Here is a 12,667-nt window from a genome sequence, read left to right on the forward strand (position 1 = left end):
GTCTGTTATGCGTATTTTCATCAGGACCGTGCCGGTCGCTGCCATTAACGTGCTGCAGTCACTGAACGCAGGCCGTGCATTTAAATCCCTGTTCCTCCTTTTACTTAGCCTGCTGAATTATATATTACTGCTGTTTATGTACCTGCTGAAGCCCGTGTTCCTCTGGCCATTGATGTTCCTGTCCGCAGTCCTGACCATCCTCATAATTGCGGTTCCTGTTCTTTTGTTTGCCAGTCCGGTGTTTACCCTGAGTAGCGCCTGCAGCGGGCTGTTAAAGGTAATCCATCAGCTTCCTGAGATGTGGCCGGTGTTAATCCTGCTGAGTCTCCAGATCGACATGCTGCTTTTTTTGCGTCGCGAATATAACCGTGAATTTACGAGAATGCGCGATCGTTTATCAAAACGGGAAATCGTTCATGGCGGGTCGGGTTGCGGTGGTGATGTAAAAGACAAGCAAAGAGACTGAGCCATGAGCGATCGTTATGTCATGGAGTCGCTGCTCCGTCCTGCCGTCGAGATGTACTCGGCAACCGTGGCCGGAAGCGCCACATTCATCTGTCTGACGGCGCCCTGGTCTGTTGCGCTGGCGCCGTCGGTCAGTTGGGTGACGGCTGCGGGCTTTGGCGTGCTGGCGCTGAAGCGCACTTCTCAGGGATTAAAAATACTGCGCTACCGCCGTAACATACGCCGCCTTCCTCGCTATGCGCTAACCAGTGATCAGATACCGGTCAGTCGTCGGCACCTGTTTCTCGGTAAAGGTTTTCAGTGGTCTCCCCGCCATACGCAGCGGCTGATGGAGGCCCGCTGCCCGGAATGCGAAATTTACGTCCAGCCCTCGGTCATGTACCGCCTGGCTCGCGAGCTGGAAAAAAAGATGGAGTACAGCCTGCCGTGGCTGTGCCGGTTGACTTCGGCCGACTCTGCCTTAAATCCGTTCCGGCCGCTGCCGCCGGTCGGCGGAAGTTCCGTTTATCACGGGGTTGAGCCTGCTGAGGTCAACGTTATGTCTGACCTGGGCGAGCGCGTAGGCCATATGCTGGTCATGGGCACTACACGCGTCGGTAAAACCCGACTGGCGGAGCTGCTTATTACGCAGGATATCCGCCGGCGCAATGCCGCCGGTGAATTTGAGGTGGTTATCGTTTTCGACCCCAAAGGTGACGCAGACCTGCTCCGGCGCATGTATGCAGAGTCGCACCGCGCCGGCCGTCAGGATAATTTCTGGGTGTTCCACCTGGGGTGGCCGGACATCAGCGCCCGCTACAATGCCGTGGGCCGCTTCAGTCGCATTTCCGAGGTGGCGTCGCGCGTCGCGGGTCAGCTCTCCAGTGAGGGCAACGCCGCCGCCTTCCGCGAGTTTGCCTGGCGTTTCGTTAACATAATCACCCGTGCGCTGGTCGCGCTTGGCCAGCGTCCGGATTACAACCTGATTCTGCGCTACGTCACCAATATCGGCGAGTTGTATGAGACCTATGTCGATAACCTTTTGAGCGGGAAGGCACCGGCGCTGATGGGCAGTCTGGAGGCACTGATGCAGGCAGGCATCAAAGAAAAAGACCTGCCACGCCACCTGCAGGGACGCCCGAACGGCATAAAAATATGGGCGTCTGAGCAGGTGCTGGCCAGCCCTCAGGGTAAAACACTCTGGGACCCGGTCCTCGATGGGCTTCGTAGTGCGGTGCAGTACGACCGTACGTACTTCGACAAAATCGTGGCCTCGCTGCTGCCGCTGCTGGAAAAACTCACCACGGGTAAGACGGCCGCGCTGCTGGCGCCCGATTACAACGACCTCAGCGATCCGCGACCTATACTCGACTGGCACAACATCATCAAGTCACGCGGTGTGGTCTACGTCGGCCTTGATGCGCTGTCTGATCCGGTTGTGGCCGCCGCCGTGGGTAACAGCATGTTTGCCGACCTGGTCTCTGAAGGTGGCCACATCTATAAGTTTGGTCTGGGCGATGAGGGTGACAAAAAAGCCGGCAAGGCCGTCATCAACCTGCACTGCGACGAATTTAACGAGCTGATGGGGGACGAATTTATTCCGCTCATCAACAAGGGCGGCGGTGCCGGCTTTCAGGTTACAGCCTACACGCAGACTCTGTCCGACATTGAGGCCCGCATCGGGAATGCGGCCAAAGCCAGCCAGGTCATCGGTAACTTTAACTCACTGGTCATGCTCCGGGTTCGCGAAAAAAACACGGCCATGCTGATGACCGACCAGTTACCTGAAGTGGGGGTCTACCAGAAAACCCTGACGTCCGGGGTAACCGACGTCTCCCGCCCTGGTGAAGGCACGGACTTCAACAGTAACGTTAACGATCAGGTGACGCTGGTTAAGGTGCCGATGATAAGTCCGTCTGACATCATCAATCTGCCGAAAGGTCAGGCCTTTGCCCTGCTGGAAGGCGGAAGGTTGTGGAAAATCCGTATGCCGCTGCCGGTCAGCGACGACAACGACCGCTTTATGCCGGCGAGTCTGAAGCAGCTGGCTGACACGATGGAGAAGAATTACCACAGCGGCGAATCCTGGTGGACGGGTGGCGACGCCGGTATTCCGGGAGGCCTTCATGTCCCAGAATGACGGCGGGAACGCACGACAGAGCGCTCCAGCGAGACACAGACACCCGGGTCCTTTTACATTGCTGCTGTGGGACCTGCCGCTGAGCATCATCGGCATCCTGATCGGTTCGTTGTTCGTCAGCCTGGGTGTTGAATATGCGTGCATGACGTTCCTCTGGCCGGACGATGGTGCCACGCACAGCTATCAGGTAATGCTGGCCGAAAGCCACTGGCTGTCTTCGGGGTATACCCGAAGTCTGCTGATGGCCACACCGGTGGAAACCATCACCCGCTGGGTTCAGGCCGCCTGGTACTGGCTGTTTGTGGACAGCGGATTCAGTCACTGGCTGGCCTCATTCAGGGAAACGAGTCAGAAAGGGAGCGGCCTCATTCCGTCCCTGAACGGTTTTGGCGCATCCCTCATCAGCTGGCTGGGAGAATACCTGCAGGCCACGCTCTGGGTGACGCTGATTTTCTTTATCCGCGTGATGATCCTGTTTCTCAGCATCCCGCTGTTCGGGCTGGTCATCATCACCGGCATTGTGGAGGGGCTGGTCAGGCGCGACCTGCGTCGCTACGGGGCAGGCTACGAGTCGAGCTTTGTCTATCACCACGCCAAACGCTTCATCAAGCCGGCACTGTACGGCCCCTGCATGCTGTACCTGGCATGGCCGACAGCAGTCTGGCCAAATCTGTTTTTGCTGCCCTCTGCGCTGCTGGTTGGTGGCGTACTGGCTGTTGTGACGGCGTCGTTCAAAAAGTATCTGTGATATGTGTGCTTGCGGGGAATGTGCCCGGAGGGCCTGCGCTGCTGCAGGCCTTTTTTTATCCGGGCATCTGAGACGGGCGCTGTTCAGGGAAAGAGCCAGCGGCCGGCCCGTGCAGAGTCGATCAGCATGCTGACCGTCAGCGGCTTATGAGGGTCCGGTATATCCCCTGTTCCTGGCAGTTCCGGATGGACGTAATTCCTGATATCAAAGCCCAGGCTTTCAACGTTCCAGCGCTCAAAATACTCATGCATCAACGCGCCTGCCGTCTCTATAGTGAGCTTCAGGTCATCCCGGAGGCTGGTTTCAGGCGTGACGGGGTGACGCTGACCCCAGAAGATAAACCGGCGGCGGGCATAGTTATCTCTCACAAAGGTAATGATTTCTTCGCTCAGCGTGTCCATTAAAAATAGGTCCATTGGATGCGGTGTTCCGGCCGGGCAACCCGGTTGTAGGTGCTGCGGATATCGTTAAAGATGTTGTAGACCGTGGTAAACGTCATTATCCAGCCCAGCCACGGCACATTCCGGCCAACGAACGCACCCAGATGGTTGGTCCAGCTAACGTGCAGTTGACTGATGGTTTTGCCGTTGAGTGTCGGCAGTAACATGCCTTTTGGAAAACGGTAATTCAGCAGGTATCGGGAAGCCAGAGAGGCGACTGACGTGCCTTTGGTTGCGCTACCGGGTTTTGCGCGGGTGGGAATAAGAGGTTGTCCTGCCAGAACCAGTGCCGCGTCTGTCGCCGCGAGTCCGAGATGCTCACTCACCACCTGAACGCCCACAAGCCAGAACAACTGGACATGGGTAACGTTGCTGTACCCGCCATAGAAATAGGTGCCATTAAGCTCTTCGGTCGTGTCCATGTGCCTTCAGCTCCGGATATGAATGCTTTGTTTGATTAATAATCGCCCAGCCGGTGCGGTTTCTGCCAGAAACAATCCGCTTTTATTTTCAGAAATCCATAAAGATTTTACTGCTGTCAGGCGGTCGCGGTTGCGGCACTCTCACCCTCATCTGATACCCGGGAGAGCCGTACATGCGCCGTTTACCCCCTTTCATTGCACTCCTCGTCTGCGTCATGCCGGCCGTGGCGTGTCATGCCTCCGAAAAGGACGAGCTCGCGCTGGTGATGCGCCAGCTGGATCAGGTCCAGGCGGGCCTTGACCGCGCCCGCGTGGTGGCGAACCAGAATCAGGATGCCCGCTTTTACTTCGACTATCAGCAGGCAACCCGCGATATCGCCACCATGAAACAGGGTATTTCCACCTACCTCGAACCGTCCCGGGCACAGCCTAACACCGGCTCAGCGTCGGTGAGCGGGCAGTACCGTGCGCAGGAGCCCGCGTGGCGATGAACGGCGCTCAGACCTCCGGCTGGGCGGCAGGCACCGGTGGCGGCCTCACTCCTTCCCAACTGAACATTCTGATCCTGAGCGCGCTCGCCATCGTAATCCTGCTGTTCTCTGCCTGGGCGCTGGTTCAGGCGTACCGGGGCCTCGCGTCTAAGACGGTGACTTTTCGGCAGTTTACCGAAACGTTCATCCGTCTGGCGCTCCTGTGGCTGCTGACCCTGTTTTTCTTTTTTAACTGAAAGGACACCGCAATGAAACTCCGTTTTATCAGGTTCTGCCGTGCCGCACGACTGCGTGCCACGCTGCTCATTTTTCTGCTTTCTGACGGTCAGGCGCGAGCCGGGTTGCCTTCCGTTCAGCAACCGACAACGGGCGGCGGAGGTGGGATATGGAACACCTGGATGGGCTACGTAAAAATGGCCGGTTTGGGTTTTGGTCTTCTTGTAACCGTCTCTGCTTTCCTGGCTGTTGCACACGCCGTCATTACTTCGTTTCACGATGTCCGTAAAGGTAAGGGCACCTGGACCGAACTTATTCTTTACAGCGTCGTCGGCATCATCCTCATCCTGGTGGTGATTTTCCTTGCGACACAGGCAGCAGACATTCTCTGAGGAGCAGTGATGGCCGTTATCGACTTTCTCCCCGACCGGCTCAATTACCCGCCCGTGGTGTACCGGGGATTTACCGCCAGCGAGTTTCTGCTTGCGGCAGGTACGGGCAGCCTGGTGGGCATTCCACTGGGCGTACCGCTTTGCCTGGTGCCCCACGTCGGCTGGCTGGCATTCCCGACCTGCATGTTGCTGATGCCGATTCTTACTGTGTTTTTCGGCGGGAACTGGATTGCTGCCTACAAGCGCGGCAAGCCTGAGAACTACATCTGGCAGCGGCTGGAACAAATCCGCTGCCGCCTTGGCCTGTCGCGCTCGATGATTCTGGCCAGCCGCGCCTGGGAGCTGCAGCGCACGTCCGCGCGGGCTTTGAGGAGGGGTTTATGAGCCGGTTTCGTAACGGTATCACGGCGCGTGATAACCACATCTTTTCCCTGAGGATTGCCTGCGTGCTGCTGTTCGCCGGCATGCTGGTGACGTCAGTTGGCTGGATGCGTGCGCCCTCGGACATGACCATCCACATTCCCCCCGACCTGCGCTCCGGCAGCACGCAGAAATGGTGGGTTATTCCGCCCTCAACGGTTTATGCCTTCGCGTTTTATATCTTCCAGCAGCTCAACGCCTGGCCGACCAACGGTGAGGTGGACTATTCGGCGAAGATTGCCCAGCTCAGTCCTTACCTGACGCCGTCCTGTCAGGATTTCCTGAACAGGGACTATGAGTTTCGTAAAAACAGCGGCGAACTCAAGGACCGCGTGCGCGTGGTGTATGAAATCCCCCGTCGCGGCTACAGCGACAGCAGTGTTGACATCCTGAGTGACGATCGCTGGGTGGTTCGGCTCGACCTGGTAGCTGACGAGTATTACCACGCCGAGAAGGTCAAGAGGGCGCTTGTTCGCTACCCCCTCAAAGTCGTGCGCTGGGAAGGTGATCCGGCCCGCAACCCGTTTGGTCTGGCGCTTGACTGCTATGACTCCACGCCGCAGCAGCTCGAAGCCATGCCGCAGCCAGAGCCGGAGAAAAAATCAGGAGTCTTCCAGTGATGAAACGTCCTCTGATACTGCTGTGCCTGCTGATGGTCTCTGGCCTGACGCAGGCGGTTGAGCTCATGAAGTGGGAGCGCATTCCGCTGCAGATACCGCTCACCGTCGGCCAGGAGCGCATCGTGTTTGTGAATAAAAACGTGCGCGTGGGATTCCCGCCGTCCCTAAACGGCAAAGTGCGCATTCAGAGCACCGGCGGCGCGGTGTACTTCGATGCCAGAGATTCCTTTCCGGTAACGCGCATCGAGCTGCAGAACAAGGAAAACGGCGAAGTCATCCTGCTTGACGTCAGCGCCGTGCCCGGCAAGGTGACGCGCGAACCGGTAAAGCTGGTCTATGACGGTGAGGTGGCCACTGCAACGGCCAGTGACAGACAGTCGGTGAGCGGTGATGCCGGCAGCAGCAAAAAAAGTCCGTCTCCGGAGTCGGGTACTGACGCTGCGCCAGCACACAAAACACCAAAACTCAGCGCCCCGCTGCCGGTGGTGCTCACCCGCTATGCCGCACAGAGCCTGTACGGTCCGGTCCGCACCGTGGAGCCGGTGCCGGGTATCAGCCCCGTGTCGCTGAAGCTGCCCTCGTCCATTACCACGCTGATGCCCGGCGAGCCCGTGTCGGTCACGCCGATGGCGGCCTGGAGCCTGCTGGGCGACAGCGTGGTGGCGCTGCAGGTGCGTAACCGCTCTGCCGACAAGGTGGTCCTCGACCCGCGAGAGCTGCAGGGACAGTTCGAGACGGCGACCTTTCAGCACCGCTGGCTGGGTCGTGCCGGCACGCCTGAAGACACAACGGTCGTGTACCTGGTCATTCAGGGACGCCCTGAGGGCGCGTTTATCGCTGAACCCGTCACGGTTCTGCCCAAAACGGCACGGAGGGCGAAGAAATGAGCCAGCCCGGCACAAACCTGATAGTGAAAATTGCGGTGCCGGTGGTGCTGACCGCCGCCATCGTTGTGGGCGTTAAATCCTGCTCGGATTCAAAGGAAAAAACGGCGTCGACGCAAAAAACCACCAATGCAGCGCTGAAAGACCTGTCGCCTGATGATCTCAAGGCACTGGGCGTTGAAGGCGACACGCCGCAGGACACCCTGCGCACGATAGTGGGCAACTTTCGCCGCGTTCAGGACCGCCTCGATACGCTCGCCAGTGACAACAAAAAACTTAACGAGGAAAACACGGAGCTGAAAAAGACCAACAGCAACGTGGATGCTCAAATTAACGAGGCCGTGGCCAACGCCCGTGCTGACGAGGCTGACAAGCGGGCAAAGCTCAGCGCACAGGTTTCCGACCTCAGTTCGCAGGTCGGTCAGATGCTTGAGCAACTGAAAAACAAAAATGCCGCAACGCCTGACAAAAGCAGTGCAACCGGTAGCGACATTCCGATTGGTCTGGGCTATGACAACGGCACCAGTGGCAGCGTCGCGATGTCAGCCCCTGCCTCAGATGGCCTGCAGTGGGTCGAACCTAAAGACGGACTCCCGGTGGATGCCAGCGGCAAACCCGTGAATGACAGCAATAAAAACAGCGCGACCGGCTTCTCGTTTGCCTCGTCATTCGGTGAAGCGGGTGACGCCGGTAAGCAGGCCGGCGCAGCGGTTTCCACAGCCGTCAGCCAGGCCGTGCCGGATGCGGTGAAACCCGTCGATCCGGTGTTTACGCTGCCGGAGAACTCCACGCTGGTCGGCAGTCGCGCCATGACGGCACTGCTTGGCCGCGTTCCCATTGACGGCAAAGTCACTGATCCATACCCGTTCAAGGTTATGTTAGGCAAAGACAACCTGACAGCCAACGGCATCGAGCTGCCGGACGTACAGGGGGCCATCGTATCCGGAACGGCGACCGGTGACTGGACGCTGTCCTGCGTGCGGGGGTCCATTACCAGCATCACGTTTGTGTTCGCGGACGGCACGGTGCGCACGCTGCCGTCGCCGGACAGTCAGAACGCCAGCGGTAACAATCAGAATTCACAGAACAGCAGCGGAAACGGCAATAGCAGCATTGGCTGGCTGTCGGATGACAACGGCATTCCCTGCATCTCCGGCACCCGTAAAAGCAACGCCTCTACCTATCTGCCGACTATCAGCCTGCTGGCCGGCGCTGCCGCTGCCGGCGATGCCCTTTCACAGAACCAGATGACGGGCCAGACCAACGCCATGGGCGGCGTGACGCAGACCCTGACCGGTGATGCGGGACAGGCCGTGCTGGGTAAATCGCTGTCCGGGAGCATGAAAGAAACCGTGGACTGGGTAAAACAGCGTTATGGCCAGACGTTTGACGCGATATACGTGCCACCGGGTCAGACCGTGGCGCTGCACATTACCCGCCAGCTGGCGATCGACTATGAAGAAAAAGGCCGTAAGGTGAAGTATGACTTCAGCCTGGCAGGCTCAGGTACGGGGATGGACTGATGAACAGCCAAAGTAAAGACAGCAATGAGCTTGAGTACCGCGTGGGTTATACCCCTCTAAGTGGCCGACTGTATGCCGGCTTCGTCCGGCGTGATACTGGCAAGTGGGAAGCTGAACCGCATGACGTAACAGAATTTGCCATGCTGGCCGTCGCGCAGAAGCTGGTCCGTGAAGATACCGATGTTCTCATGAAGCAAGCGGACGGTCGCATCCTGCGCCTTTCAGCAGTCATTTCTGAGATGCACACGCTGGAGGCTGATGATGAAGAATAATGCCTTAATTTTGCTCATTCTGAGCGGGACAGTTGCCCTGATGCTGAGCGGCTGCAGTACCTCTAAAGATGAGATGCTGCCGCCGGGTGACAGCACCATGCTGGAGCTCTGGAACAACGGCGCGTCCACCACCCACGCCACCGCTGAAAGCCGCACCACGCTGCGCCGCCCGGTCTCCGACAGTGAGCGTACGATCGGACAGCAGACCCGGGACAGCTACAGCCGCACTCAGGAAAATGAAATTCAGCAGACGTTTCCGCGACTGCCCAATCCGGATATGGTGATGTATGTGTTTCCGCATCTGGCCGACGGCAATACGCCGGTGCCGGGCTACAGCACTGTGTTCCCGTTTTACAGCCAGGTACAGTATGCGCTGCCCGGCGAACGCACGGAGGCGCTGTAAATGGCCTTTCGTCTTTTTCGCCGCAGCCCTGAAACGCAGACTGAACATCAGCACGGTCAGGGGCCGTTCTCAGTTGAAGGCCATGAGCCGATCACCCGTGACGGCCGGCTGACGCATGCCGATGAATCAGGCCTGTATGCCACCGGTCCCTCCATTATCGACCACGTTCCCTGGGGGGAATACCTTCCCGAACACCAGTGCATCCTGCTCGATGATGGCGTTTCTGTGGGAGCAGTTTATGAGATCAATCCGGTCGGCACTGAAGGCCGTCCCGAATCGCGCCTGGAAGAAATCCGTGACGTGGTTGAAAATGCGCTGCAGGACAGCATTCCTGAACTGGACTCACACCAGTGGGTGGTACAGTGCTTCTGTCAGGACGATTCCGATCTGTCGGCGTATATGGATTCCATCCGGGGCTACGTCAGACCCCGGGCACAGGGGACGGCTTTCACCGAGGCCTGGCTGAACGAACAGGAGCGGCATCTGAAGAACGTGGCCGCTGAAAAAGGCCTGTTTGTGGATGAAACCGTGACAGGTGCACCCTGGCGCGGGCAGATCCGTCGCACGCGCATGGTGGTTTACCGCTGGGTGGAAAAGCCTTACCGCGACCCGATGGCGCCGGAAGTTTTACTGAATCAGGTCTGCGACCGTCTGACCTCGGCAATGAGCGGTGCCGGCATTCGTTCCGTGCGCCAGAACGGTGAGCAGATACACAGCTGGCTGCTGCGATGGTTCAACCCGGCCCCGCAGTGGACAGACAAGGCCACGCTTTACCGCTGTGCCCGTCACCGCGATGACGCGCCCGGGGACCTTCCTCTGCTCAATGACTTCAGCGAAAGCCTGTGGTTCACCCGCCCCCGCAGCGATGCGGACAAGGGTATATGGTGGTTTGATAACGTCGCGCACAAAGCGGTGCCGGTCGCCCGACTTCGTAACCGCCCGCAGACAGGACACCTCACCGGCGAGGTAAAGCGCGGTGACAACATCAACGCCATTATGGATCTGCTGCCGGAAGGCACCGTGCTGGCCATGACGCTGGTTGTGCAGCCTCAGGACAAACTGGAGGCGAATTTTGCCAGCCTGAGCCGCAACTCGATGGGAGAGAACGTCGATTCGCTGCGTGCGCGTGAAGATGCCGCCACGGCCCGCACGTTCCTGGGTAACAAGCACAAGCTTTACCGGGCGGCCATTACCCTGCTGATAAAGGGGCAGGATGAGGACGCCCTGAGCAAACGCTACCTTGACCTCAGCAGTAAGCTTCTGAACTGCGGGCTGGAGCCGGTTAATCCGGAACACGATATCGGTCCGCTCAGCACCTACATGCGGGCGCTGCCGATGTGCTTTAACCCGCAGCTTGACCGCCACAACTGGTACACGCGCCTGATGTTTGTTCAGCACTTTGCCTGCCTGTCACCGGTTTACGGGCGTGACACCGGCACCGGCCATCACGGTCTCACCTTTTTTAACCGGGGCGGCGGTCCGCTGTCTGTCGACCCGCTGAATAAAGCGGATCGCACCCAGAACGCGCACCTGTTGCTGTTTGGCCCGACCGGTGCCGGCAAGTCAGCCACGGCGGTCGACAAGCTGTCTCAAATGGTGGCCATCTATCGATCGCGTATTTTCCTGATTGAGGCGGGGAACAGCTTTGGCCTCTATGGTGACTACTGTGCGTCGCTGGGCCTCAGCGTTCACCGCGTCAGCATCAAGCCCGGCAAGGTCGTGTCGCTGGCACCCTTTGGTGACTCGCACCTGTTACTGGATGTGAAGCCCGAAGCGTTGATCATCAGTGAGGACGACCTGCCGGATACAGATGCAGACGATGAGGATGATGAAGACGGTGAGCGTGACGTTCTGGGGGAAATGGAGATTGCTGCCCGCCTGATGATTACCGGTGGTGAAGCCTCTGAAGAGTCCAGAATGACGCGTGCCGACCGTGGCATGATCCGCGAAGCCATCATGAATGCCGCCCGTAAGGCTTATGCTGATTCCCGCCAGATGCTGCCCGAGGACCTGATGTTTGCGCTACAGGACATTGCTCATGACGTCAGCCTGGGCGACGACGGCCGCGAGAAACGTACGCCGGCCCGCCGCGCACGCGCCGAGGAGATGTCAGAGGCACTGCGCATGTTCACGGAAGGCTTTGAGGGCGAACTGTTCAACCGTCCGGGCACCCCCTGGCCTGAAGCCGATGTCACGATCGTGGACCTGGGGCAGCTTGCCCGCGAAGGGTACGAGGCGCAAATGGCCGTGGCAGTGATTTCTCTGCTTAACACCATCAATAATATCGCCGAGCGCGATCAGTATCTTGACCGTGACATCATCGTGCCCATTGATGAGGGACATATTGTCACCACCAACCCACTGCTGGGACCCTATGCCACCAAAATCGCCAAAATGTGGCGAAAGCTGGGCACCTGGCTTTGGATTTTTACCCAGAACCTTGCCGACTTCCCTGATACGTCGAAAAAGATGCTGAACATGGCCGAGTGGTGGATATGTCTGGTTATGCCGCCTGAAGAGGTTGAGCAGATTGCCCGCTTCAAGACGCTTAATGATGAGCAAAAAGCAATGCTGCTCTCTGCCACAAAACTGCCGCGCAAATACACTGAGGGGGTCATTCTCTCGCGTAAGGTGCAGGCGCTGTTCAGGGCCGTACCGCCGAGCCTCTACCTGGCGCTGGGCATGACGGAAAAAGAAGAGAAAGCAGAACGCCGGGCCATCATGAGTGAATTTAAATGTACGGAACTTGAGGCCGTTTACCATGTTGCGCGTCGTCTTGACGAGAGCCGTGGTCTTATTCACTGACAGGGGATTTTATGAAAAAACTGACCATGGCGCCGCCACTGGTTGTCCAGGACAAGGCTTTAATCGCCACTGTCATTTTTACCGTCCCGCCGCAGGGGCAGGCATCGGTCGGTGAGACGGATAACCGTGCCATCGTGCAGCTCCGGGAGGAGATAGGACAGCGCCTTGAACATCCCTTGCTGGTATCTGTCTATCCGCATCGCGTCGGGCGCCGCAGCTGCACTGCCGTGCATCTCTCCGGTGCCAATAACAGGGCGCTGGATATTCTTATCACCGTCACGGGCAATACGCTATGGCCAACCGAGGGGGATTACAGAACCGGCATCCGCTGGAATATCTGTGTGCCGGATGCGACCGATATGCTGTGGGTGCTAAAGGAGATAGACCGCGCGACAGAAGCGGATATGTGTCATTAAACCGGCCCTCCGTTATCGCCCGGCACCGGTG

General features: G+C 58.4%; 16 protein-coding genes. 14 read left to right on the plus strand and 2 right to left on the minus strand.

Annotated elements, in window-relative coordinates:
• Positions 1-7 precede the first annotated feature (7 nt).
• From C1N64_RS19975 to C1N64_RS19985, 3 genes are read left to right on the plus strand one after another with little or no spacing between them, the layout of a single operon-like run.
• A complete protein-coding gene (locus C1N64_RS19975) occupies positions 8-466 on the plus strand; it encodes a hypothetical protein (RefSeq protein ID WP_394515133.1) in 459 nt (152 codons plus the stop codon).
• 3 nt (positions 467-469) lie between these two features.
• Entirely contained in the window at positions 470-2,584 is a 2,115-nt protein-coding gene (gene traD / locus C1N64_RS19980) for a type IV conjugative transfer system coupling protein TraD (RefSeq protein WP_394515134.1), read from the plus strand.
• Positions 2,571-3,332, plus strand: coding sequence for a TIGR03747 family integrating conjugative element membrane protein (locus tag C1N64_RS19985; protein ID WP_394515135.1), 762 nt, complete (start codon positions 2,571-2,573; stop codon positions 3,330-3,332). The genes traD and C1N64_RS19985 overlap by 14 nt, the downstream gene beginning before the upstream one ends.
• 83 nt (positions 3,333-3,415) lie before the next feature.
• Here C1N64_RS19985 and C1N64_RS19990 read toward each other — a convergent pair whose 3' ends face one another.
• Both C1N64_RS19990 and C1N64_RS19995 read right to left on the minus strand, forming a co-directional pair.
• Positions 3,416-3,748 (minus strand): DUF1493 family protein, encoded by a 333-nt coding sequence (locus C1N64_RS19990; RefSeq protein WP_394515136.1) that lies wholly within the window; start codon positions 3,746-3,748, stop codon positions 3,416-3,418.
• Positions 3,733-4,194 carry an STM2901 family protein gene (locus C1N64_RS19995; protein WP_019105577.1) on the minus strand — a complete coding sequence of 154 codons (462 nt, stop codon included), beginning with the start codon at positions 4,192-4,194 and terminating at the stop codon, positions 3,733-3,735. The genes C1N64_RS19990 and C1N64_RS19995 overlap by 16 nt, the downstream gene beginning before the upstream one ends.
• A gap of 173 nt (positions 4,195-4,367) precedes the next feature.
• On the opposite strand from C1N64_RS19995, the gene C1N64_RS20000 reads away from it, so the two are divergent.
• From C1N64_RS20000 to C1N64_RS20050, 11 genes are read left to right on the plus strand one after another with little or no spacing between them, the layout of a single operon-like run.
• Entirely contained in the window at positions 4,368-4,685 is a 318-nt protein-coding gene (locus tag C1N64_RS20000) for an integrative conjugative element protein, RAQPRD family (RefSeq protein WP_028724159.1), read from the plus strand.
• Positions 4,682-4,921: a TIGR03758 family integrating conjugative element protein gene (locus C1N64_RS20005; RefSeq protein ID WP_019105575.1), complete on the plus strand. Its 240-nt coding sequence runs from the start codon at positions 4,682-4,684 to the stop codon at positions 4,919-4,921. Before C1N64_RS20000 ends, C1N64_RS20005 begins: the two co-directional genes overlap by 4 nt.
• A gap of 12 nt (positions 4,922-4,933) precedes the next feature.
• Positions 4,934-5,293: a TIGR03745 family integrating conjugative element membrane protein gene (locus tag C1N64_RS20010; RefSeq protein ID WP_325993130.1), complete on the plus strand. Its 360-nt coding sequence runs from the start codon at positions 4,934-4,936 to the stop codon at positions 5,291-5,293.
• A 9-nt stretch (positions 5,294-5,302) separates the two neighbouring features.
• Positions 5,303-5,677, plus strand: coding sequence for a TIGR03750 family conjugal transfer protein (locus tag C1N64_RS20015; protein ID WP_394515137.1), 375 nt, complete (start codon positions 5,303-5,305; stop codon positions 5,675-5,677).
• Entirely contained in the window at positions 5,674-6,333 is a 660-nt protein-coding gene (locus tag C1N64_RS20020; RefSeq protein ID WP_019105572.1) for a PFL_4703 family integrating conjugative element protein, read from the plus strand. The genes C1N64_RS20015 and C1N64_RS20020 overlap by 4 nt, the downstream gene beginning before the upstream one ends.
• On the plus strand, positions 6,333-7,220 hold the full coding sequence (locus C1N64_RS20025) for a TIGR03749 family integrating conjugative element protein (protein ID WP_394515520.1): 888 nt from the start codon (positions 6,333-6,335) through the stop codon (positions 7,218-7,220). Before C1N64_RS20020 ends, C1N64_RS20025 begins: the two co-directional genes overlap by 1 nt.
• Positions 7,217-8,740, plus strand: coding sequence for a TIGR03752 family integrating conjugative element protein (locus tag C1N64_RS20030; protein ID WP_394515138.1), 1,524 nt, complete (start codon positions 7,217-7,219; stop codon positions 8,738-8,740). Before C1N64_RS20025 ends, C1N64_RS20030 begins: the two co-directional genes overlap by 4 nt.
• The gene (locus tag C1N64_RS20035; protein WP_394515139.1) at positions 8,740-9,012 is read left to right on the plus strand and encodes a DUF7446 family protein; all 273 of its coding nucleotides are present in this window, start codon (positions 8,740-8,742) and stop codon (positions 9,010-9,012) included. The genes C1N64_RS20030 and C1N64_RS20035 overlap by 1 nt, the downstream gene beginning before the upstream one ends.
• Positions 9,002-9,415 (plus strand): TIGR03751 family conjugal transfer lipoprotein, encoded by a 414-nt coding sequence (locus C1N64_RS20040; protein WP_047714167.1) that lies wholly within the window; start codon positions 9,002-9,004, stop codon positions 9,413-9,415. Before C1N64_RS20035 ends, C1N64_RS20040 begins: the two co-directional genes overlap by 11 nt.
• Positions 9,416-12,220, plus strand: a complete 2,805-nt coding sequence (locus C1N64_RS20045) for a conjugative transfer ATPase (RefSeq protein ID WP_394515140.1) — start codon at positions 9,416-9,418, stop codon at positions 12,218-12,220.
• Between the two features lie 11 nt (positions 12,221-12,231).
• Positions 12,232-12,636, plus strand: a complete 405-nt coding sequence (locus C1N64_RS20050) for a hypothetical protein (RefSeq protein ID WP_394515141.1) — start codon at positions 12,232-12,234, stop codon at positions 12,634-12,636.
• The last annotated feature ends 31 nt before the right edge of the window (positions 12,637-12,667 follow it).

This window comes from Pantoea sp. SGAir0215 (genome assembly GCF_043543215.1).